The 21624-nt window shown below is 40.7% G+C and carries 23 protein-coding genes and 1 riboswitch; of the genes, 20 read left to right on the forward strand and 3 right to left on the reverse strand.

All coding sequences use genetic code 11. The features are described from left to right. The first annotated feature begins 69 nt into the window (after positions 1 to 69). Positions 70 to 1404, forward strand: a complete 1335-nt coding sequence (locus tag JNO66_RS01735) for a CitMHS family transporter (RefSeq protein WP_203086478.1) — start codon at positions 70 to 72, stop codon at positions 1402 to 1404. A gap of 96 nt (positions 1405 to 1500) precedes the next feature. On the opposite strand, the gene JNO66_RS01740 is transcribed toward JNO66_RS01735, so the two are convergent. Further along, positions 1501 to 2028 carry a hypothetical protein gene (locus JNO66_RS01740; protein WP_203086479.1) on the reverse strand — a complete coding sequence of 176 codons (528 nt, stop codon included), beginning with the start codon at positions 2026 to 2028 and terminating at the stop codon, positions 1501 to 1503. Then, on the reverse strand, positions 2021 to 2407 hold the full coding sequence (locus JNO66_RS01745) for a hypothetical protein (protein ID WP_246483147.1): 387 nt from the start codon (positions 2405 to 2407) through the stop codon (positions 2021 to 2023). The genes JNO66_RS01740 and JNO66_RS01745 overlap by 8 nt, the downstream gene beginning before the upstream one ends. 330 nt (positions 2408 to 2737) lie before the next feature. On the opposite strand from JNO66_RS01745, the gene JNO66_RS01750 reads away from it, so the two are divergent. The 9 genes from JNO66_RS01750 (at position 2738) to JNO66_RS01790 (ending at position 12955) form a co-directional block, all read left to right on the forward strand. Next, positions 2738 to 3271 carry a DUF4912 domain-containing protein gene (locus JNO66_RS01750; protein WP_210340741.1) on the forward strand — a complete coding sequence of 178 codons (534 nt, stop codon included), beginning with the start codon at positions 2738 to 2740 and terminating at the stop codon, positions 3269 to 3271. A 19-nt stretch (positions 3272 to 3290) separates the two neighbouring features. Continuing rightward, a complete protein-coding gene (locus tag JNO66_RS01755; RefSeq protein ID WP_203086481.1) occupies positions 3291 to 6050 on the forward strand; it encodes a 1,4-alpha-glucan branching protein domain-containing protein in 2760 nt (919 codons plus the stop codon). 15 nt (positions 6051 to 6065) lie between these two features. Next, complete coding sequence (locus tag JNO66_RS01760; protein WP_203086482.1) at positions 6066 to 6827, forward strand: hypothetical protein; 762 nt, start codon at positions 6066 to 6068, stop codon at positions 6825 to 6827. Positions 6828 to 6928: 101 nt separating this feature from the next. Continuing rightward, positions 6929 to 7078: a 50S ribosomal protein L33 gene (rpmG, locus tag JNO66_RS01765; RefSeq protein WP_054712094.1), complete on the forward strand. Its 150-nt coding sequence runs from the start codon at positions 6929 to 6931 to the stop codon at positions 7076 to 7078. A gap of 59 nt (positions 7079 to 7137) precedes the next feature. Next, on the forward strand, positions 7138 to 7701 hold the full coding sequence (locus tag JNO66_RS01770) for a 5-formyltetrahydrofolate cyclo-ligase (RefSeq protein ID WP_203086483.1): 564 nt from the start codon (positions 7138 to 7140) through the stop codon (positions 7699 to 7701). Beyond that, a complete protein-coding gene (locus tag JNO66_RS01775; protein ID WP_203086484.1) occupies positions 7698 to 8486 on the forward strand; it encodes a DUF92 domain-containing protein in 789 nt (262 codons plus the stop codon). The genes JNO66_RS01770 and JNO66_RS01775 overlap by 4 nt, the downstream gene beginning before the upstream one ends. A gap of 24 nt (positions 8487 to 8510) precedes the next feature. Then, entirely contained in the window at positions 8511 to 9521 is a 1011-nt protein-coding gene (locus JNO66_RS01780) for a ThiF family adenylyltransferase (RefSeq protein ID WP_203087474.1), read from the forward strand. Between the two features lie 382 nt (positions 9522 to 9903). Then, entirely contained in the window at positions 9904 to 11424 is a 1521-nt protein-coding gene (locus JNO66_RS01785) for a rhomboid family intramembrane serine protease (protein ID WP_203086485.1), read from the forward strand. 70 nt (positions 11425 to 11494) lie between these two features. Then, positions 11495 to 12955: a spore germination protein gene (locus JNO66_RS01790; RefSeq protein WP_203086486.1), complete on the forward strand. Its 1461-nt coding sequence runs from the start codon at positions 11495 to 11497 to the stop codon at positions 12953 to 12955. On the opposite strand, the gene JNO66_RS01795 is transcribed toward JNO66_RS01790, so the two are convergent. Further along, entirely contained in the window at positions 12952 to 13359 is a 408-nt protein-coding gene (locus JNO66_RS01795; protein ID WP_210340742.1) for a YueI family protein, read from the reverse strand. The genes JNO66_RS01790 and JNO66_RS01795 overlap by 4 nt on opposite strands. A 97-nt stretch (positions 13360 to 13456) precedes the next feature. On the opposite strand from JNO66_RS01795, the gene JNO66_RS01800 reads away from it, so the two are divergent. From JNO66_RS01800 to thiD, 10 genes are all read left to right on the forward strand, one after another. Continuing rightward, positions 13457 to 13969, forward strand: coding sequence for a hypothetical protein (locus tag JNO66_RS01800; protein WP_203086487.1), 513 nt, complete (start codon positions 13457 to 13459; stop codon positions 13967 to 13969). A 17-nt stretch (positions 13970 to 13986) separates the two neighbouring features. Next, positions 13987 to 14175 (forward strand): YqgQ family protein, encoded by a 189-nt coding sequence (locus JNO66_RS01805; RefSeq protein ID WP_203086488.1) that lies wholly within the window; start codon positions 13987 to 13989, stop codon positions 14173 to 14175. Positions 14176 to 14189: 14 nt separating this feature from the next. After that, positions 14190 to 15161 carry an ROK family glucokinase gene (locus JNO66_RS01810; RefSeq protein WP_203086489.1) on the forward strand — a complete coding sequence of 324 codons (972 nt, stop codon included), beginning with the start codon at positions 14190 to 14192 and terminating at the stop codon, positions 15159 to 15161. Between the two features lie 63 nt (positions 15162 to 15224). Then, a complete protein-coding gene (aspA, locus tag JNO66_RS01815; protein ID WP_203086490.1) occupies positions 15225 to 16637 on the forward strand; it encodes an aspartate ammonia-lyase in 1413 nt (470 codons plus the stop codon). Between the two features lie 130 nt (positions 16638 to 16767). Next, positions 16768 to 17841, forward strand: a complete 1074-nt coding sequence (locus JNO66_RS01820) for a YqgU-like beta propeller domain-containing protein (RefSeq protein ID WP_203086491.1) — start codon at positions 16768 to 16770, stop codon at positions 17839 to 17841. 54 nt (positions 17842 to 17895) lie between these two features. Next, a riboswitch (TPP riboswitch) is annotated at positions 17896 to 18000 on the forward strand. 65 nt (positions 18001 to 18065) lie between these two features. Then, the gene (thiE, locus tag JNO66_RS01825) at positions 18066 to 18692 is read left to right on the forward strand and encodes a thiamine phosphate synthase (protein ID WP_203086492.1); all 627 of its coding nucleotides are present in this window, start codon (positions 18066 to 18068) and stop codon (positions 18690 to 18692) included. Next, positions 18689 to 18886 carry a sulfur carrier protein ThiS gene (gene thiS / locus JNO66_RS01830; RefSeq protein WP_203086493.1) on the forward strand — a complete coding sequence of 66 codons (198 nt, stop codon included), beginning with the start codon at positions 18689 to 18691 and terminating at the stop codon, positions 18884 to 18886. The genes thiE and thiS overlap by 4 nt, the downstream gene beginning before the upstream one ends. Before the next feature lies 1 nt (position 18887). After that, the gene (locus JNO66_RS01835) at positions 18888 to 19667 is read left to right on the forward strand and encodes a thiazole synthase (RefSeq protein WP_203086494.1); all 780 of its coding nucleotides are present in this window, start codon (positions 18888 to 18890) and stop codon (positions 19665 to 19667) included. A 15-nt stretch (positions 19668 to 19682) separates the two neighbouring features. Then, positions 19683 to 20792, forward strand: a complete 1110-nt coding sequence (gene thiO, locus JNO66_RS01840; protein WP_203086495.1) for a glycine oxidase ThiO — start codon at positions 19683 to 19685, stop codon at positions 20790 to 20792. Positions 20793 to 20805: 13 nt separating this feature from the next. Continuing rightward, entirely contained in the window at positions 20806 to 21606 is an 801-nt protein-coding gene (gene thiD, locus JNO66_RS01845) for a bifunctional hydroxymethylpyrimidine kinase/phosphomethylpyrimidine kinase (protein WP_203086496.1), read from the forward strand. Positions 21607 to 21624 lie beyond the last annotated feature (18 nt).

The following is a 21624-nucleotide window of genomic DNA, read 5'->3' on the forward strand; positions in this document are numbered from 1 at the left end:
AGTGATACAAAGATAAATTAAAGCGCTTCCATTAAAGTGTATCTGAGAATGAGAGTAGGAGGATTTTATATGTTAACCGTAATAGGACTTCTAATTATTATTACAATTGTTGGTTTGTTAATGTGGGGGAAAATCAGTCCAATTGTAGGAATGGTACTTGTTCCGATTGTTGGTGCTTTTGCAGCCGGATTTAATCCATCTGAAATCATGGCATTCACTGAGTCAGGTATTGGCACGGTTATGAATGTTGTGATTATGTTTATTTTTGCTATTTTATTTTTTGGGATTATGCAGGATACGGGGTTATTTAATCCTTTAATTTCCGGGTTAATAAAGGTGTCCAAAGGAAACGTAGTAACAGTTGCAACCTGTACGGCGATTGTTGGGGCTATTGCTCATCTAGATGGAGCTGGAGCAACAACATTCCTTTTTACTATTCCAGCTCTTCTCCCGCTTTATAAGCAATTGCACATGAGTCGCTACTTATTGCTTCTTATTATTGCAACGAGTGCTTCAGTTATGAATATGGTCCCTTGGGCAGGACCTACAGGACGTGTTGCCTCTATATTAGGAGAGAGTCCAGCAGATGTCTGGAGACCTCTTATCCCGATTCAAATTATTGGATTGGTTATGGTTGTTATTTTAGCTTTCTTCTTAGGGATTCGCGAGAAACGTCGAATTGCTCGGAAGTTTGCTAAAGGTGAAATTAAAGAGTCAGAACAAACGTATTCAGGAAACTTAGCATTACAAGAGCAAGCGGCGACCATTAGTGAAGAAGATAAGAGTTTACTTCGTCCGAAGCTAATGATTGTAAACTTAATCATCATGCTTTCAACTGTCGCTGCTTTACTTGAAGCAACGTGGGAACCAGGTCTTATTTTTATGGTGGCATTAAGTGTTGCATTAGTTGTTAACTATCCTAATGTAAAATTACAAATGGAGCGAATTAAAGTTCATGCGCCAAGTGCTCTTTCAATGGCTTCAGTTATTTTAGCGGCAGGTGTATTTTTAGGTGTCATAAGAGAGACGGGGATGCTTGAGGCTATTGCTTTATCATTAGTTGATGTTTTACCTGCAGCAGTTGTACCAAATCTGCATATTATCATGGGTCTACTTGGAGTACCGCTTGATCTTCTTACAAGTACAGATGCATATTATTTTGCGTTACTACCAATCGTTGATGGTATCACATCACAGTTTGGCGTAGAGACAGCGTCAGCAGCGTATGCGATGCTTATCGGAAATGTTATTGGGACCTTTGTGAGTCCATTTGCACCGGCTCTATGGCTAGGAATTGGTCTGGCTGGAGCTGAGATGGGTAAACATATCCGCTATTCGTTCTTATGGATGTGGGGGTTCAGTATTATCTTAGTACTCATTGCCGTTGCAATCGGCCTTGTGTAATAGTAAAAAACCAGCGAATAAAAATTCGCTGGTTTTTTTAAAAAAGAATTAAAGGAATATTAAAAAGTTTGACGAATTATACGTAAATGGATCTAATCATGTAATTAAAGCAAAGATTTCAGCTGTTGACATGCCACTTGTAATTTCATACGCACCTGGCTTTAAGAATCCCGCTAGATTCTGTTGTTCAGCTTGAGCAACAAATTCTTGTTTATTATCAATGATGTTTCCACGAATCAGTTCATCCGCCACTTGAAAGCTTGTCATACCATTACGTATGATCAACAAGAATACCTCTTCCGTTTCTTGCTCCTGTTCTTGCTCTTCTTCCTGTTCCTCTTCAGGTTCTTCTTCTGATTCTTCTTCCTCTTGGGCAGCAAATTCTGCTTCAACTTCTAATCGAGTCGTATCGATCACTGTGTTTACTTCGTCTTCCCATTCTTCTGAGTTTCGAACCAAATAACCTTGCTCCTCTAGTTGTTCAATCATTTCATCATCAGTAAGTAATGTCTCTGCTTGTACTTCAGCATCTGTCTCATTGGAGGTGTTCGTAAAATAAACAGAGCCACATGCCACAGAAGCCACAATTAAGCCGATGGAGAAGCTTCTTAACGAATTAGCCATGCGTATACACCCTCTTGCCTTCTTCAGGGCGGTCTAAGAAGGGAGCAAGAACTTGATCAACTTCCATCGTATTTAAGCCGGTTTCAGACGCAATTCCTTCGTTTGAATATCCTCTCTTATGCAAATCAAGAACATCTCTCATAATTTGAACCTGTGTCTCTGAGCGAGTAGCGAGAGGTGTATGCTGCGCTACAATCTCTGCGTCTAATTCTAATGTACGTATTTGCTTTTTTAACTGGTAGATTTCCTGCATGAAAGAAATTGACATGTTTTCTATCTGCTGTTCATACTTCGAATTTCTCTCTTTACGAAAAAATGAAAGTAGTATAAGTAACACTGCTACGCCAAGTAGGATCGCCAGTGTCCATTCCATAGTCATTAAACAAATGCCTCCTTAATTAAATTGAATCGTATTTTATTATACATGTGTTTTCGAGACATTTCGATCGAATCAACGATTTTTTTAAGGAAAAGAGTGATATTTAGTTGAAATGTCACATATTCATGATGCAAGTAATGAAGATATGAAAAGTCTTTTTCTTTTTTTATAGACCTAGCTTTACTTACAACACGTAAGACAAATTAAGACAATTTACCCTTCTTGTACCGAATCCGTGCAGGCGATATGATTTAGGAACTACCAATTAACGAGATTCGGTTTCAAATAAGAAGGGGGATGAACCGCTTGTCTGGCCAATTTAAACGCTCTATGTCTTTTTCATTACAGTCTACAACAAAACCCTTCCTATTTAAGCGTAAAGGGACGTCCGATCTTACAAAGAACAGAACGAATGTATGGGTTCATTCTGACCAAGCCTTCTTATTAGTACAAAGTCCAACAAGTATTGTGATGAATTGGGTTATTCAAAAGGAAACAAGGGATATGGTAGCACTCCATTTTAATGAGTCATGGCGGCGGCTCCATAAGAAAATCCGTTTACATGACGTAACAAAGCTTATCTTTTCTAATGGATATTCGAATCGATTTATCGAAGTTGAGGTGCCAGAGATGACTGATAACTGGCATTTCCATCAATTAGATTCAGGGTGTTCCTATCTGGCAGAGTTTGGCGTAGGAGAGAATAAAGATCAATTTCTCCCTCTCTTTCGGACTAATACAATTGATACACCAACATGGAGTAGCTTAGCTCAAAATGAGCCAAGCTCACTGGACTGGAAACAAGTAAACCTAGGAATAGACCAATGGCAAGATCAATTTAGTGCCTATACAATCTACGAATAATATAGAGAGGAGAGCTGCAATGAATAAAGGGTATTATTCACTCATTCTTCATGCCCACTTACCTTACGTTAGACATGAAGAGGATCACCGTTTAGAGCAAAACTGGTTATTTGAAGCGATAACTGAATCCTATATTCCACTCGTCCATGCGATTGATCAAGCAAACCAAGCTCATGCTGTTACGCTCTCACTCTCGCCACCGCTTATGGAAATGTTAGCAGATTCACTATTACAGAAACGATTTGTAAGCTATTTAAAAAATGTTGAGCGACTTTTAAAAAAGGAAATTCGTTTTCAGAAACAGCACCAAGTTCCAGACGACTTACTAGCTTTTTACAAACATAGATATTCACTTATTCGAGAATTCATTAAAAAATGGAATGGTCAATTACTTTCAGCTTTTAAAGATCTTCATTTTAGAGGACTGATAACGTGTATTACGTCATCTGCAACACACACCTTCCTACCCTATCTCTTAACAGAGCAAGGGGTAAGGCTACAGATTCAAGAAGGAATACGTTGTTTTGAAAAGCATTTTCAATTCAGACCGAAAGGATTTTGGGTACCCGAGTGCGCCTTTAATGATCGAGTGGACAAGGTACTTGCTGAAGAGGGAATTCAGTATACATTTGTTGATGAGCATGCATTAACAGAAGCAAATCCACGTCCTGAGAAGGGGAGTGGCGCACCTGTTTTTAGTAAACAAGGTGTAGCACTCTTTCCAAGGCATACAAGCTTATCTGCGCAAGTGTGGAGCTCGACAGAAGGATATCCAGGAGATGAATGGTATAGAGAGTTCTACCGAGACATTGCTTATGAGCGGGAGTGGTCATACATAAAGCCACATATGCACCCTGAAGGTATTCGCTTTGATACTGGGCTTAAATTTAGTCGAGTGACCGGTCAAAGTGAAACGAAGGCATTTTACTCCCCTAAGATGGCTGATGAACGAATCGCTGCTCATGCCAATCACTTTATTGAAAAAGTAACTGAGCAAGCTGAACTGTATAAAGCGCAATGTTTTCCACCATATATCATGGTCACACCATTTGATGCAGAGTTATTTGGACATTGGTGGTTTGAAGGACCAGCATGGATTGAGTGTTTGATTAAACAATCTCAAGATCAAATCAATTGGATCACACCAGAGCTTTACTTAGAAGCACATGTAAGAGATTTGGAGACAGTAGACATCCCTTTTACAACATGGGGAAGAGATGGATATGGCAGTGTCTGGATCAACGAGAAAAATTCTTGGGTCTATCCAATTTTTCATCAGATGGAAGAAACGCTATGTATGTTAGTTAGTCACTATCAAGAGGAAGCGACTGATCTTGAGAAACGAGCTCTTAACCAACTCAAGCGTGAGTGGATGTTAGCCACAAGTAGTGATTGGGCGTTCATCATAGATGGGGATACGGCTACTGAGTATGCCATCTCACGTGTAAGAGAACACGAAAAACGCTTTAATCAATTGCTTACAGCTTTTTTAACTGACAACGTTACGCCAGCTGAGGTCACTCGATATGAAAAAGCGTACCCGTTTTTAATGAATTTAAAGGGAGATGCTTTTTTAACGCACCAGCTGAATGTTAATCGAAACAGGAACATAAGAACGAATCTACCATCTGTTTTACTTTTAACATGGGAGTACCCACCAATTACGGCTGGAGGGTTATCCATTCATGTATCAAACCTCGCTGTTGCTTTAGCAAAAAAAGACGTCATTGTACATGTAGTTACAAGTTATGTCGATGGCTTACCTTCTTATGAAAAAGTAGAAGGCGTCCACGTGCATCGAGTTCAAAGCTTGCAGCCTCATGCTCCGAGCTTCCATGATTGGATCGGCGGGTTGAACTTCGCCATGGTAAAGGCTGGTGAAGAGCTGGCTAAAAGGCATCATATTGATTTGATTCATGCTCATGATTGGTTAGTCAGTGTGGCGGCCATTGGTTTAAAACAAAAGCTACAAATACCAATAATCGCAACCATCCATGCAACCGAGCAAGGGAGAATGAAAGGAAAGTTAAATCAAAGGCAAGTCTTAATCAAAGCAAAAGAAGAACGATTAATGCATGAAGCTAAACGAATCATTGTATGTAGTGAATCAATGAAACATGAGTTGAATTCGCAATATAGAGTAGTAAAGTCAAAGTTGTCGATCATTCCAAATGCTTCACGGTTTTCAGAGAAAGTTGGGAGCCGCGCATGCAGTCCAACTGTAAACCTTTTTAGCTTCGGTAGACTTGTTCCAGAGAAAGGGTTTCAGTTTCTGCTAGAAGCGATGCAGCTATTAAAGAAAAGAGGATATGATATTCAATTGCAGCTCGCTGGAGAAGGACCTTATTATGATCGACTATCTCAATTAACAGAGTCACTTAAACTGACAAAGCATGTATCTTTTAAAGGATTTTTGCAAGCTACTGAATGTTTAGCACAACTTGAGGAAGCGGACATCGTGGTAGTTCCAAGTCTATACGAGCCATTTGGACTCTCTGCGCTAGAAGCAATGAGTGTAGGCAAACCCGTTATTGCCTCAAGTGTTGGTGGATTAAAGGAATTAATTATCCACAAAGAGAACGGCTTATTATTTGAACCTGGTAACGTGAACGAATTAGCCCAGCAGATCGTTCGACTCATTGAGGAACCGATAGAAAGAACTAAAATGGCAGAGCAAGCTGCACTGGTTGCAGAAGGATACTCTTGGAAACGAACAGCGGATTATACACTAGAACAAATAAAAGAAGTGATGAGTGAACAAGTCATTTCTACTACCTAAAAAGGAGCGTCTCAAATGGACCCAATACGATCTGAACAATTTCTCTGGACAGAAGAAAAGAGGTTAGTATCTCAAAGCTCTGTTCCTCATTCGCCATTTCATCAGTCTACATTCAGCATGGATGGCCAATTAAAAATTGGCTCGAATCGACAAACGATGCTTACGCATAAAGAGGATTTGTTATCTCCAAAAACAAGACTTGGAATTTGGACAGACAAAGGCACCTCGTGGTTTTCAACAAGTGAATGGGATTTATTTCCTGGGTATTATCAAAAAAATGAATTGTTAGTGAGCCATGCGTATCATCGCGGAATGCATCTTCTAATCACTGCATTCGACCGCACGAATCAGCATGACAACGGATTTGTACGAACATTAAGTATTAAGAATCAATCAGAGCAGCATACTTCCTTTAAACTTCTTATTCACCAGCAGCCGCTCATTCCTGATCGTGAGGATGCACTGACTTTTTATGTACCTGAGGAACGAGCACTGATTCATCACCAGGAACATATGAGTACGTTAGTTGCTGCAAGGTTTGAGGACGACATTCAAGTTCGTTATGAAGCAGGTTCTTACGAAAAGAATTGGAATGAAGCAACAGGGACGGCTTTGTTTTCTCCACTTGCTAGCGGTTCTGCAGAAAGTCTGATCATTATGAATGCGGATATGAAGCCTCATCAAGAAATAAAAGGGAACATGTGGGTGCTGCATCATGAGAGTTTAATGGGTCTTGAAGAGGCTCATCACAGTGTACAAACAGATGTCCTAAAATAATCGGGATAAACTGTAAAGAAAAAACACTTGATTCCTGCTCTTTGATTTGCTATCATAATCAAGTATGAAAGAAAGTAAGGAATGTTTGGAGGGATAAATTTATGCGTGTACAAGTTACTCTTGCTTGCACGGAAACTGGTGATCGTACGTACATCACTTCTAAAAACAAGCGAACAAACCCTGAACGTATTGAGCTTAAAAAGTATAGCCCGCGCCTTAAGCGCCACACACTTCACCGCGAGACAAAATAAGCAGGCGATTTTCGCCGCTTATTTTTTTTTGACTTCATACGAAAGAGGGCGTTAGATTCATGAATCGAGATAAACGTGAGATTCGTCAGTCCGTTCTACATACCCTTTCATTGCTAACCCAAACTGATTATCAGATGCAGTCCAGTCAAATGGCGAGTAGCCTCTATAAGGAGGCTTATTGGCAGGAAGCGCATTGCATCGCGCTAACGATATCAAGATTTCCTGAGGTTGATACCATTCCTATCATTCATGAGGCATGGAAACAAGGTAAACAAGTTGTGCTTCCTCGTATTAAACAAGAATCAAAACAAATGGACTTTTATCTTATTCATCATTTTTCACAACTTGAAGAGACCGTGTTAGGCTTAAAAGAACCTAAACCCTCTGAGGCAACCATACAAACTCCGACCGATATTGACTTAATGATTGTTCCTGGTGTTGCGTATACAAAGGAAGGTTACAGAATTGGTTTTGGTGGCGGATACTATGACCGATATTTGCCGTCTTTTCAGGGGACAACGGTTTCGTTACTCTTTCAAGAGCAATTAGTATCATCTCTACCAATCGAAACACACGATCAAGCGATCTCTCATCTTCTGGTTCCGGGAGGTGTATTAAAATGAATGTGATTCTAGCCCTCGTTGTTATTTTTCTCGCGTGGTCTGCTTTTAAACTGAAAAAATTAACGAAATCAGGTGCTATCACAGCTGTTTTTGTAGGGTTTTTTATCAGTTATGGACTTGGCATAAACGGATTGGTTGTATTAGGTGCTTTTTTTATTAGTTCTTCTGCGTTAAGTTCTATTTTTAAACCGAAGCGTGAGGGATTAATCGAGGAAAAAGGCAGTCAACGAGACGCCTATCAGGTTTTAGCAAATGGAGGAGTAGCAGCACTTATCTCATTATTGCATGCTTTTAATCCATCAGCCATTTATCAGGCTGCCTTTATTGCTAGTCTTGCTGCTGCTAATTCTGACACATGGGCTTCTGAAATTGGAAAATTAAATAAGTCTAATCCGTTTCATGTACTAAGCTTTAAACGGGTTCAAGCAGGTACGTCTGGAGCGGTGAGTCCATTAGGGACAATCGCTGCATTTGCTGGGGCCGCCTTTATTGCATTGAGCGCCATGTTATTTACGTGGGATTCGTTTACTTGGCAATTTCCGATCATATGTGGGATTATTGTGGCAGGATTTGTTGGCAACTTGGCTGACACCATTTTTGGTGCAACCATACAGGTGACTTATACATGTGAGGTTTGTGGAGAAACAACCGAACGTCTCGTTCATTGCGAGCAAGAGACCAAACATAGAAGTGGCCTTAAGTGGGTCACAAATGATACGGTAAATGCTCTCTGTACAGTAATGGGTGCAGTAACTGGAGCTGGTTTTGCTTATATGATTTTGTAGAGTGGAGTGAATGGATTGGATAAGATGTATGAACGGTATTCAAGACAAATGCTTTTTTCAGGAATAGGAAGTGAGGGGCAGGATAAGCTCTCCAAATCAGCTGTTCTTATTGTTGGGGTGGGAGCACTAGGCACAGCCATTGCAAACCACCTTGTTCGTGCGGGGATAGGACATGTACGCATGGTTGATCGTGACTACGTGGAAATGAGCAATCTGCAAAGACAAATGTTATTTGATGAACATGATGTAGAAATGCACATTCCTAAAGCTGAAGCTGCAAAACAAAAGCTGCAATCCATTAATTCAACGATTCAGATTGAAGCAATAGTGGCGGACGTGAATCCAACAAATGTAATGGAATTCATGGATGGAATTGATGTTGTGTTAGATGGAACAGATAACTTCCAGACACGTTTCCTTTTAAATGATGCTTGTTATAAGATGGGGGTTCCGTTTGCCTATGGTGGCGTAGTAGGAGCTAATGGTTTAACTAGCCTTTTTATCCCTGGTGAGACTGCTTGTTTGTCTTGTTTAATCCAATCTGATACCTCAAGTGGCGATACATGTGATACTATTGGTGTCATTAGTCCGATCGTAGATATTGTGGCTTCTATGCAATGCGTGGAGGTTTTAAAGTGGATAACGGGTGAACATGAAAAACTTCGCCGTGCTTTAGTCTCAATCGATGTCTGGAATAATCGTCAGCATCAGATTTCGATTGCAAAACCGAAAACAAATTGCCCCACTTGTCAGCAAAAGTCATTTGTTCATCTTGAACGATCAACTGACGAAGCGACAACCATGTGTGGAAGGGAAACCGTCCAAATTAATCGTGGTTTCCAAATGGACTTAGAGGAATGGAGTAATCGATTAAAACCAATCGCCAAAGACGTTAAGAAAACCCCATTTCTTATCCGAGTTTCTCTACATGAGGGTGAACGATTTGTTATATTCCCTGACGGACGTGTGCTTGTTCAGGGTACGGAAGAGATTAATCGAGCAAAAAGTTTATTTAGTCGTTATATCGGTAATTAAATAAAGTGTTAGATTGGATAAAAAGCCTCTTTTCTTCATAACGTAAGGGAAAGGAGGAGATTCACATCCGAAATGCATTAACAGCTATAACTGTTGTGTTAGCCATTTATCTTACAGTTGCAAACCGATATCGTGTCATAAATGGTGTTTTTAAATATCCTTTCTTGCGCCGAATGATCATTCATTTCGCACTTAAAATTCCATTTATCCGGAATAAGCTTTCAGGAATTGTATTTCATCAAAGCCAAGTACCATCTGTTGAATAAGATAAAAGTCCGACGTACTTGATGTCGGGCTTTTTTTAAGTGTTATGAGTGGGGTCTTACTATAATATCTTGATATACTGGATACATACCTAAATGCTTAAGTAGGGAGTGCAGCCATGAATGTAATAAAACAAGATGCTTATTTTTGGAAAATAGTTCATTCATTTGCGATGAAGCAACACCATCGTGTCATATCCCTGCAAACAAATGAAGTGTGGCTTGCAAATGAATTGAATAAAAAGGTTATTCGTTTGGTTCGCGCTGATTATGATTGGTCGAATCAGCTAAAACAAAACATGGAAACGTCTTTTGCGAAGTTAGATGGACTTAGAACTCAACTACGCTGGAAAACAATAGCGGCTGACAATGTGTATGTAGCCGTTTTACCTCCCGTTGATGATTGGGAGCACCTTTTCAAACGGCAGATGAATCACCCAAATGGAAAGGTACATATGAGTTGTTACTTGATTGAACAAGGAACAGAGGGGTATCAGGTTACGCCTAATCACATTCCGCTCGAATTACCTGAGCCTGAATCAAAAGCCGAAGAAGAATACGAAAAAGATATAACCTATTATAAACAAGCTGTTCGAGCTTCTGTTGAGAAGAAGGAGAATCAAGAGAAACAAACCTTTTCAAGAGGAAAACCAATTGTTTCATATGTAATGCTTACTGCCATTGTTCTCATGTACTTCTGGTTGGAATATGCAGGCGGTAGTACAAACACATTAAATCTTATTCAATGGGGAGCAAAATACAACCCACTCATTATGGAGGGCGAATGGTGGCGTTTGTTTAGTGCCATGTTTTTGCATATAGGTTTTTTCCATTTAATGATGAATGGATTAGCTCTTTACTTTTTAGGAACGTTAGTTGAACGCATTTATGGATCCATACGATTTCTGTTCATTTATATGATTGCTGGTTTGATCGGTTCTCTCGCTAGTTTTGCTTTTATGGGGGCTGTATCTGCTGGTGCATCTGGTGCAATCTTTGGTTGTTTTGGTGCTTTATTATACTTTGGTTTGATTCATCGAGAACTCTTCTTCAGGACCATGGGACAAAATGTCATCGTCATTCTCGTTATCAATTTGGTGTTTGGATTTGTCGTACAAGGAATTGACATGGGAGCACACTTAGGTGGACTTGCAGGCGGGTTTTTGGCAGCGGGCCTTGTTAAATTGCCTTCACAGAAGGGATTTTGGATTCGTTACGGTGCGGGAATAGGTATTGTCGTGGTCGCCGCAACATTATGGCTAGTTGGAAATCAGTTCCCTTCCAATCACGCCCAAACGGATCTACAAATTGCTGCAGAGTATATTGACCAGGGGAACTTAGATGAAGCCATACCTTTTCTAGAACGAGCACAAACTTCTGAAGAAGAACTTCCTGAGGTGCCATTTTATCTTGCGTATATTTATTTAAATCAAAACCAAAACGCTGAAGCGATTCCACTACTTGAAGAAGCGATACGTATAAGGCCAGAATTTCATGAAGCAATCTACAACTTAGCTCTTGCTTATGCACTTGAAGGAAACACAGAAGAAGCTAAATCGTTAATTGATGAAGCTATTTCAATTGAACCGGATGAACAAATGTATCTAGAGCTTCAAAAACAAATAGAAGAAAGTTCGTAGAATTCTACCTTGCTCATACATGTTCTTTGCAACTGTTGCGAATAATGTGTAAGAACAGGGGTGAAGAAGGATGGAACGAACAGGTACTGAGTTTTCTGCAGACTATAATGAAAATCTTGCATATCTAAAAAAAGAATTAGCCATTGACGAGAGCTTTGATTTAATTTGCCTTGAATTGAAGCATGCCAATCGTAAAATGGCTCTTATTCTTGTAGATGGGTTTGGTAAGGATGCTGCAATCACCGAAATTCAAAAACAACTCCATTATTTAGATAGGCATGAGCAAGAAATAGACCGATTTGAAGACGTCTTAATGGAACAAGTGATACCATACGTTGAACTTTCAAAAGCTAAGGATTTAGATCAAGTGATCGAAGAAGTGTTAGCGGGTCCTTGTGCATTAATCGTTGAAGGATTCTCTTTTGCTATTATTATGGATACGCGTGAGTACCCGGTTCGTTCACCTGAGGAGCCAGATACTGAGCAAGTCATAAGAGGCTCAAAGGATGGCTTTGTTGAAACGATTGTCATGAATGCGGCATTAATCCGTAGACGAGTCAGAGACAAGACATTGCGTGTGAAGTATGTGAAAGTGGGACGTCGTTCAAAGTCGGATCTAGCCATATTGTACATAGAGGACATTGCAGATCCTTCCTACGTAGAACACATTCATAGTGCTCTTCAAGCAATAGAAACCGATGGCTTACCGATGGCAGATAAATCGATTGAAGAGTATGTTTTTGGTCAGCATTACAATCCGTACCCACTTGTACGCTATACAGAGCGACCGGATGTTAGTGCCACGCATTTATACGAGGGGCACCTGATTGTTTTGGTAGATGGATCACCAAGCGCGATCATTACGCCAACAAGCTTCTGGCACCATCTTCAGCATGCTGAAGAGTATAGACAAAAGCCAATTGTAGGGGCCATTCAACGACTTGTCCGATTTACAGCTGTATGGTCATCGTTATTTCTTTTACCATTGTGGTATATTCTAGCCATCCAGCCTGATTTACTTCCCCAAGCGCTCTCGTTTATAGGGACGGAATCAAATGGTCAAATTCCTCTCATCGTTCAATTTCTCATAGCAGAGGTTGGGATTGAGATGCTCCGAATGGCCTCTATTCATACCCCTACAGCACTCGCTACAGCGCTTGGTTTAGTTGCAGCTCTCCTAATTGGACAAGTCGCTATTGATGTCGGATTGTTTTCTCCTGAAGTTGTCCTTTATTTATCAATGGCAGCAATCGGAACATTTGCTACGCCAAGCTATGAATTAAGCCTGGCGAATCGAATCATGCGAGTGGTGTTTTTGCTTTTAGCTTCTGTATTTGGAGTAAGTGGCTACGTAATAGCTGTTACCCTATGGGTCATTCTTCTTTGTAGTATGAAAGTCATGAATGTTCCCTACATGTGGCCACTCATTCCTTTTGACTATCGTGCAATGCGTGATGTAGTCTTTAGAGCGCCAATGCCGTTAAAAAATAGACGTCCTACTGTTTTACACCCACGTGATCCCGATCGTTAATCTTGGTTAAATGGGGCCATGTCTTTTTCATATAATGAATCTTCGATAAAAACAGAGGTAGTTGGTGGTTGTATAGCATGTGACGCATTTGCCACTACAAGTCCAATAGGAGTAGACTCCGTTGGTGTAACGATGGTATAAGGTACATTTGCTTTTGCTGCAAGCTTCGTATAGCGAGAATAAAATTGATAAGAAAGGTGTCCATTAATATACAGGTGGACATCTTTTTGTGTGTTCATCGCTGCGGCTACCTCAGTATATTCATTTCCCGATACAACTTGTTTTACAGTAAGCGCAACATGTATCCGCTCAAGAATGGTAGAAAGAAAAAGCTTTCTTTCCTGTGGTCGAATTTCGGGCTTTCCGTATATGGCTTCTTCTAGAATGTCATTAACTTTTTTCATGATGACTGGCCTCCAATAAGATTGATTGTCCTCTTTTTACTTTCGTCTACATAAACATATCATATACGTTTGTACTTTGTGAAAGGAGACACATGCGATGTTAATCTTTTTTACCATAAGTTTATTTGTATTTTCAATAGGCTTTGCGGTTGGGGGCTTGCTCGCCGGTCCAAGAGTCCTTCCACCATTTGTACAGTTGTTCCTATTAACAGGGATCTTTCTTGTTTGTACGTATGTAGGCATGTTTATTGGAGCGATCCTGCCATCCATATTTAGCTTTGGTTTTATTGATTTCTTTCTGGCTATTTGTTGTATCCTTGTGGTCATTTCAATCATTACACGTTTTCATCCGATTTACGGATTTTTTCCTCCTAATGACAAAATAATCGTGTTGCTGCTTGCCGCATTGTTTTGCTTGATTGGGTTTCAGTGGGGAGTCATCGGATATAAAACCTTCTTCACTTTTTTAATGTCATTCTTTTTTCTCTGTTCAATGACAATTGGACTCATTGTTCAACAACATATCCTCCAAAAATTATGGAGGTTTGCCTATATTTCCTTTGTCCCTCTTATTTGGTTACTATTCGTGACAGTCTTTAAGCTGTTATAATAAAATAGAGGTGGCTTATGAACACGTATTACGATTTATTACAGCAGATGAAAACATATGGAACGTTTATATACACAGGTGACCGAGAATTAGACCTTACTTTATTAACTGAGGAGATTAGGTCTCTCAAATTATCTGGATTGTTTTCAACTCAAGAATTTAGTCAGGCCATGGCCATAATTATGAAAGAAAAAAGCAAGCTATAATAAGGGGGATAAACATGGGTACTGAACAATGGTTAGCGGGAATTGATATTGGAGGAACAACAGTAAAGCTTTCTTTTATAACGGAAGATGGGGCAATCCTAGAAAAATGGGAGATTCCAACCAATACAGATCAAGGCGGAGTGATGGTTGTTCAAGATATTGGCAAATCCATCCAAGAAAAACTTTCTACATTAGGTAAAGGCATTGATCAACTTGGTGCAGCCGGAGTGGGAGCACCGGGATTTTTAGAGATGGAAACAGGTTTTGTCTACGAAGCGATTAACATTGGTTGGAAAGACTTTGCGCTTAAAGAGGAATTAGAGAAGCAGCTTGGCATTCCGGTGTCTGTTGACAATGACGCGAATATTGCCGCTTTAGGAGAGATGTGGCAAGGGGCTGGAGATGGAGCTCGGGACGTGCTATTCATTACACTTGGGACAGGTGTTGGTGGAGGTGTGATTTCGAATGGTCAGATTCTACATGGAGCGAATGGAATGGCTGGTGAATTAGGTCACATTACTTCTATCCCTGAAGGTGGCAGACCTTGTAACTGCGGGAAAACGGGTTGCTTAGAGACCGTTTCCTCTGCAACAGGAATTGTTCAGCTTGCTTTAGAATTCCTTCCACAGCATCCTGAAAGCTCGCTAAAAGCGTTTGAACAAGAGGGAACACTATCTGCACGCGCTGTCATTGAACAAGCTGATGCTGGAGACGCTTGTGCTACTGCAGTTGTTGAAAAAAGTATGTACTATTTAGGGTTCGCTATCGCGAATTTAGCAAATACTTTAAATCCAAGTCGTATTGTTATTGGTGGCGGTGTGTCAAAGGGTGGGCAAACGTTACTCAATCCGTTAAATGATACATACTCGAAGTTTGTCCTTAAGCGAGTAAAGGAAGCAGCCGATATTAAGATTGCTGAACTTGGAAATGATGCTGGAATAGTTGGGGCTGCCTGGATTGCTAAAGAGGCAAAGCGGAAAGCATAGAAGCCTGTTACACATAGATTATGTTAAGAAGGTTATCGCAAATTAAAGGAGATTTATACAAATATGGAGTATCGTATTGAACGTGATTTATTAGGTGAAAAAGAAGTACCAAAGCATGCATACTATGGGATTCAGTCCATGAGGGCAAAGGAGAATTTCCCGATTACAGGCTATCCACCACATCCGGAGCTCATTCGTGCATTTGGTTACGTGAAAAAAGCAGCGGCTATGGCGAACCGTGATGTTGGCGTTCTTCAGCCGAAGATTGCTGAAGCGATCATTCAAGCATCAGATGAGATCATTAATGGGCAATGGGTTGATCAATTCATTGTCGATTCCATTCAGGGTGGGGCAGGTACTTCTTTTAACATGAATGCAAATGAAGTCATTGCAAACCGTGCAATTGAAATTATGGGTGGCGAAAAAGGTGAGTATATTAAAGTGAGCCCTAACACTCATGTAAACATGGCTCAATCGACAAATGATGCCTTTCCTACAGCCATTCATATTGCGAGTTTACACCTAGCTCATCAGCTTCAGGATTCATTATCACGCTTAATTGGGGCTATGGAAATAAAGGAAAAGGAATTTGATTCTGTCTTAAAAATGGGAAGAACTCATCTACAGGACGCTGTGCCGATTCGTTTAGGACAAGAATTTGGAGCCTATAAGCGTGTTCTCATGAGAGATTTGAACCGAATCAAGCGCTCTGTGGGTCACCTGTATGAAGTGAATATGGGAGCAACAGCAGTCGGAACAGGCTTAAATGCCCTGCCTGAATATATCGATAAGGTTTCAAACTATTTAGCTGATATTACAGGACACCCATTTTGTAAAGCTGAAAATTTAGTAGATGCGACTCAAAACACCGATGCTTATACGGAGGTTTCAAGTGCACTTAAAATCCTTGCGATTAACCTTTCGAAGATGGCAAATGATATTCGTCTAATGAGCTCTGGTCCGCGAACCGGATTTAACGAAATCAATCTTCCACCTCGTCAACCAGGATCGTCCATCATGCCGGGGAAAGTGAATCCGGTAATGTGTGAGGTCATTAACCAACTCTCATTCCAAGTGATTGGAAATGATCACACCATTTCACTCGCTTCGGAAGCAGGACAGCTTGAGTTGAATGTAATGGAACCAGTATTGGTATTTAACTTATTACAATCCTTCTCCATTCTCGATAATGGCATGCGCGTCTTTAGAGAATATGCCATTGAAGGAATAACGGCTAACGTTGAAAGATGTCTAGGTCTTGTGGAAGGCAGTGTAGGGATTGTCACAGCTATCAATCCACATGTAGGATATGAAGTAGCGACAAGAATTGCAAAGGAAGCCATTCAAACAGGCCGCCCCGTTCGAGAAATTTGTTTAGAGCGAGGTATCTTATCAGAGGAAGAGCTGAATGAAATTCTTAATCCGGAAGAAATGACAAATCCGGGGATTGCTGGATCTCGATTTATTTCAATGTAAGACCGATATAAGCTGAAGAGGATACTTTTTCCTCTTCAGCTTTTTTTACATTCCTTTTAAAAAGAAGTTGAGAGGAAGAAAGTAGACATGTCATAATAAGGATAGAGATAGATAAAAAGGTGGCCCGGTCATGAAAAAGGTATGTACTAGTATCGTATTACTACTTGTTGTAGGTGGCTGTCAAACAGATGAAGCCCCAGTGTCTTCAAGTAATCCAGTCAGTAGCGATACAATTTATCCGATTGAAGTTGCAAAGGATGATCAATTGGAAGTGATTGGCTGGTATGATGAACAAACGCTGGTATACCTTTTGTCAGAAGGAAATTCATTTGATTTGTTTACGCACAATGTTTTTACTGGTGAGGATGAATTATTTTATGATGTTTTGGAGTCTGAGCATTTTCATCGCTTAGATGTAAATAACGATCAATCACTGTTCGCCTTACAAACACTTAATGATCAAGGTCAAGCTGAACTCGTCATTTTAAATAAATCCGGAGACGTGAAGATTGATCCAGATCTTTCAGCAGACGATTATTCGATTTTTTGGAGTCCTTATCATTCAACAGAGTTTATGGCGGTTGCGTTTCAACCTGACTGGAAACAAGAGGTCTACCATATCGATCTTGAAGCGATGACCGTTAATAAGACGGGAATTGAAAGTAACTTTATACAATGGTCAACAGAAGACACGGTTACCTATTTAAATTGGAGTATGATCCCCTCGGTTGAAGCTCCTCTTCAGCAGTATAATCTCACAACGAATCAAACGAAGGATGGAATCGGTTCGGCCCTTTATTTTTCAAGCTTATTTCAAGACCGTTCAATGTTTGTAAAATACAAAGAACTTCAAGCTGACGAGATCAAGTATGAGTTTAGGGATGGTATACATAAACTGGGTTCCTTAACGATTCCAATCCTAAATACGTTTTCGGAGCACTGGTGGATTACTTCCTACGCATTTGATGGGTTACTTGATCGTTTTTACTATTTGAGTCCAAGATATTCAGCAGATTATGTAACATACAAGGATGCTTTTGATTTACTTATGTATGATTTAAAAGAAGATTCATATACAAAGCTTGGTCAACTCGATAAACAAGAACCGCTTGAGCTTTCATCAGACGGCAAGTGGCTCCTCGTAGGAAGTGTTAAGAAGAAACTGATTCGTACAGAAGATGGTTCGATCTTTCACTTATATTAAGCGAATCCCTTTGCAAGAAGTCTAGTTTCTGTCATACTAAACTAAATTGAACATGATAAAGACTAGGGGTGCCTTCATAGGCTGAGAATTAGGAGAAATCCTTTTACCCTTGTACCTGATCTGGGTGATGCCAGCGTAGGAAAGTCGACTAATGAGCACAAGTAAGAGTTAGCCGTATTCCATCGTTGGATACGGTTTTTTATTGTGTATAGGAGGAATTTCACATGAAAGATTTTCGTTTATATGCCATTACAGGAGAAGAATTTCATCCTGGCAAGGAGCTTGTTGACGTCATGGAACAGGCGATTCTTGGTGGAGTCGATATTATTCAGCTTCGAGACAAAAAGAGTAGTAAGCTTGAGGTATTAAAAAAAGCTCATAAGCTACGTGAGCTTACGAAAAAATACGATGTTCCATTTATCGTGAATGATCACATTGATGTTGCTTTAGCAGTCGAGGCTGATGGGATTCATGTAGGACAGGATGATCTACCTCTCGCTGACGTGAGGAAAATTGTAGGCCCTGATATGATTATTGGGATCTCTACTCATAAACTGGAAGAAGCGAAAAAAGCAGAAGAAGGCGGAGCGGATTATATCGGTGTCGGCCCTATTTTCCCGACAAATAGCAAAGAGGATGTTGTTGATCCAGTTACTACGTCTTATATTCAACAAATTGAGACGGATATAACGATTCCCTACGTCGCGATTGGTGGAATTAAACGCCATAATCTAAAAGAAGTAATGGCCGCTGGTGCTAAACGTGTATGTATGATCACTGAAATCGTAGAGGCAACGGACGTGAGAGCACGTTGTGAAGAGATTATTTCAATCATGGAGGAGCAATCATGAGCATTAATGTGAATGGACAGAGCATCAGCTTTGAAGGCCAAACACTTGAAGATCTGGTGATTCAATACAAACTAGAACCTGAGCTTATTGTCACGGAAGTAGATGGAGAGATTATTTCAAGAGAAGAGCGAGGAGCAAAGCAGCTTCAGGATGGTATGAAAATCGAGTTGGTTCATTTTGTAGGAGGCGGTTGATTTGAAAAAAGACAAACTTGTTATAGCTGGTCGTGAGTTCTCATCCCGATTTCTGTTAGGGACGGGAAGGTATCCAAACCCATTTGTTCAAAATGAGGCAATTCGAGCGGCTGAAGCTGAGATTCTCACGTTTGCTATTCGTCGTGTGAATCTTGAAAATCCAGGAGAAGATGCGATTTTACAACATCTAGATCAAACGTCATTTACCTATTTGCCGAATACATCTGGCGCTAGTAACGCAGAGGAAGCGGTTCGAATCGCCCGACTTGCAAGAGCTTCAGGAATTAGTGATTGGATTAAAGTTGAAATTAGTGCAAACGAAAAAACATTATTGCCCGATCCAATTGAAACATTAAAAGCAACAGAAACACTTGTAAAAGAAGGGTTTACGGTTCTACCATACACATCAGATGATCCAATTCTAGCAAAGCATTTAGAAGAAGCGGGAGCAGCAGCGGTTATGCCAGGAGGTTCACCTATTGGAACAGGACTAGGTATCCTTAATCCGTATAACATTGGATTAATTGTCGAAGAGGCAAATGTACCCATTATCGTTGACGCGGGACTGGGATCTGCAAGTGACATTACTCAAGCGATGGAACTAGGCGTGGATGGTGTATTAATGAATACACCAGTTGCTCGGGCCAAAGATCCCGTGCGAATGGCAGAGGCGATGAAGCTCGCTATACAGGCAGGTAGAATGTCATTTAAAGCAGGTCGTATTCCTAAAAAACCGTATGCAACAGCAAGTAGTCAATTTGAGGAGTATATTGTTAAATAGAGAGTGTGATCATACATGGCAGAACACATCATTGTATTAGGTGGAGGCGTCATTGGGCTGGCAACAGCCTTTGAGTTACGCATGAGAGGATTAGATGTTACGGTTCTTGAAGTACAGGCATTTGGTGGTCAGGCATCCGGTGCAGCTGCCGGAATGCTTGCGCCTTATTCGGAAATCGGTGAAGATCCGGATGATTTTTTTAAATTATGCCTTTCGAGCTTACGAATATTTCCAAAGTGGCAACAAGAGGTGAAAGCTGCATCCGAATCTTCATTTGAATATACAGAGTCGGGAAGCTTACACTGTGTGTACCACGAAGCAGATTTGTTATCATTATCAACCCGCAAAGGCTGGCAAAAAGAATTTGGGGTAGAGGCACATATTCTAACAGGAGCTCAAACTAAGAAGCTAGAGCCAGAGTTATCTGATGAAGTTATTGGTGCAATACACTACCCGGAGGAGAGTCATGTATATGCCCCGGACTATGTGAGGGCATTAGAGAAAGCATGTGAGCGAACAGGAGTAGCGCTTTACAATCACCTTGGTGAGCTTACGCTTGAGGAGTGGGAATCAGGCGTCCTCGTCCGTTCTAAGGATGGGCGAGTGTTCGAAGCAGATCAACTTGTGATTTCATCAGGTGCGTGGGCTAAGGAATTTGAAGAGCTACTCTCTTTGAACATTCCAATCTATCCAATTCGTGGACAAATATGTGCTTACAATCTTGCACCAGAGCGAATCAGGCACATTATCTACTCGAGTCAAGGGTACTTGGTAGCAAAAGCAGATGGGACGCTTGTAAACGGTGCCTCAGAAGATATAGCAGGGTTTGAGACCAGTGTTACGGAAAAAGGAATTAATCGTTTAACGAATTGGAACTACCGGATGCTCCCTTTCTTAAAAGAGGAAACACCTTTCCATCAATGGGCAGGGTTAAGACCAGCCACTCAAGATGGGTATCCGTTAATCGGCCGGCTGCAAAGCGCAGAGCGCATCATTTTTTCGGCGGGTCATTATCGAAATGGGATCTTACTTAGTGCGGTGACGGCAAAGGCTGTTGCAGACTTGGCTGTTAAACAGAATCCAAGTATTTCATTGGACCGCTTTGTACCAGAACGTTTCTCATAAAGGAAGTGGTATCATGACTTTACCCAAGGTATTAACAATAGCCGGTTCTGATAGTGGAGGAGGAGCCGGTATACAGGCTGATTTAAAAACGTTTCAAGAGCTTGATACATACGGTTTAAGCGTGATTACGGCTATTACAGCTCAAAATACGGTCGGCGTGCAAGCCGCCCATCCAGTCTCACTTAATATCTTAAATGATCAGCTGGAGTCGGTTTTTAGTGATATCAAAGTAGATGCTGTTAAAACAGGAATGCTAGTATCTGCTGACTATATTCAATCCATCAGTACGTACATTCGTGATTATAACGTGAACAATCTAGTGATTGATCCTGTGCTTGGATCAACAACAGGCTCTGAACTCACAAAGAACGAAGCCATAGACGAATTAAAAAATAGTTTATGGCCTTTAGCTACAGTAGTCACACCAAATCTAGTTGAAGCGTCACGTATGCTTGGATGGGCTTCCATTAACACCGTAAGTGAAATGGAGAAAGCCGTCTACCAGTTACATGAGTGGGGCGCAAAAAGTATTTTATTGAAGGGTGGACATCTTCCTGGTGGAGAATCCGTTGATCTCTTATATGATGGTCATACACTTACCCACTTTCCTATGAAGCGAATTGATCAACCCCATACGCATGGTACAGGGTGTACACTCGCGTCGGCCATTGCAGCTGGACTTGCAAAAGGCCATTCAATTCATGAAGCAGTAAGTACGGCAAAAGATTTTGTTACTTGTGCCATAAGAGAAGGATTTTCGATAGGTCGCGGTTCTGGTCCACTTAATCATTCAGCGTATCGTCATCGCCAGTAAACTGGCGATTTTTTTAAT

This window comes from Alkalicoccobacillus gibsonii (genome assembly GCF_016798245.1).
Taxonomy (GTDB): Bacteria; Bacillota; Bacilli; order Bacillales; family Bacillaceae_D; genus Alkalicoccobacillus; species Alkalicoccobacillus gibsonii.

Excerpts from the sequence above, each read along its gene's own strand:
- JNO66_RS01735 (WP_203086478.1), top strand. The coding sequence starts at position 70 with ATGTTAACCGTAATAGGACTTCTAATTATTATTACAATTGTTGGTTTG.
- JNO66_RS01740 (WP_203086479.1), bottom strand. The coding sequence starts at position 2,028 with ATGGCTAATTCGTTAAGAAGCTTCTCCATCGGCTTAATTGTGGCTTCT.
- JNO66_RS01745 (WP_246483147.1), bottom strand. The coding sequence starts at position 2,407 with ATGACTATGGAATGGACACTGGCGATCCTACTTGGCGTAGCAGTGTTA.
- JNO66_RS01750 (WP_210340741.1), top strand. The coding sequence starts at position 2,738 with ATGTCTTTTTCATTACAGTCTACAACAAAACCCTTCCTATTTAAGCGT.
- JNO66_RS01755 (WP_203086481.1), top strand. The coding sequence starts at position 3,291 with ATGAATAAAGGGTATTATTCACTCATTCTTCATGCCCACTTACCTTAC.
- JNO66_RS01760 (WP_203086482.1), top strand. The coding sequence starts at position 6,066 with ATGGACCCAATACGATCTGAACAATTTCTCTGGACAGAAGAAAAGAGG.
- rpmG (WP_054712094.1), top strand. The coding sequence starts at position 6,929 with ATGCGTGTACAAGTTACTCTTGCTTGCACGGAAACTGGTGATCGTACG.
- JNO66_RS01770 (WP_203086483.1), top strand. The coding sequence starts at position 7,138 with ATGAATCGAGATAAACGTGAGATTCGTCAGTCCGTTCTACATACCCTT.
- JNO66_RS01775 (WP_203086484.1), top strand. The coding sequence starts at position 7,698 with ATGAATGTGATTCTAGCCCTCGTTGTTATTTTTCTCGCGTGGTCTGCT.
- JNO66_RS01780 (WP_203087474.1), top strand. The coding sequence starts at position 8,511 with ATGTATGAACGGTATTCAAGACAAATGCTTTTTTCAGGAATAGGAAGT.
- JNO66_RS01785 (WP_203086485.1), top strand. The coding sequence starts at position 9,904 with ATGAATGTAATAAAACAAGATGCTTATTTTTGGAAAATAGTTCATTCA.
- JNO66_RS01790 (WP_203086486.1), top strand. The coding sequence starts at position 11,495 with ATGGAACGAACAGGTACTGAGTTTTCTGCAGACTATAATGAAAATCTT.
- JNO66_RS01795 (WP_210340742.1), bottom strand. The coding sequence starts at position 13,359 with ATGAAAAAAGTTAATGACATTCTAGAAGAAGCCATATACGGAAAGCCC.
- JNO66_RS01800 (WP_203086487.1), top strand. The coding sequence starts at position 13,457 with ATGTTAATCTTTTTTACCATAAGTTTATTTGTATTTTCAATAGGCTTT.
- JNO66_RS01805 (WP_203086488.1), top strand. The coding sequence starts at position 13,987 with ATGAACACGTATTACGATTTATTACAGCAGATGAAAACATATGGAACG.
- JNO66_RS01810 (WP_203086489.1), top strand. The coding sequence starts at position 14,190 with ATGGGTACTGAACAATGGTTAGCGGGAATTGATATTGGAGGAACAACA.
- aspA (WP_203086490.1), top strand. The coding sequence starts at position 15,225 with ATGGAGTATCGTATTGAACGTGATTTATTAGGTGAAAAAGAAGTACCA.
- JNO66_RS01820 (WP_203086491.1), top strand. The coding sequence starts at position 16,768 with ATGAAAAAGGTATGTACTAGTATCGTATTACTACTTGTTGTAGGTGGC.
- thiE (WP_203086492.1), top strand. The coding sequence starts at position 18,066 with ATGAAAGATTTTCGTTTATATGCCATTACAGGAGAAGAATTTCATCCT.
- thiS (WP_203086493.1), top strand. The coding sequence starts at position 18,689 with ATGAGCATTAATGTGAATGGACAGAGCATCAGCTTTGAAGGCCAAACA.
- thiO (WP_203086495.1), top strand. The coding sequence starts at position 19,683 with ATGGCAGAACACATCATTGTATTAGGTGGAGGCGTCATTGGGCTGGCA.
- thiD (WP_203086496.1), top strand. The coding sequence starts at position 20,806 with ATGACTTTACCCAAGGTATTAACAATAGCCGGTTCTGATAGTGGAGGA.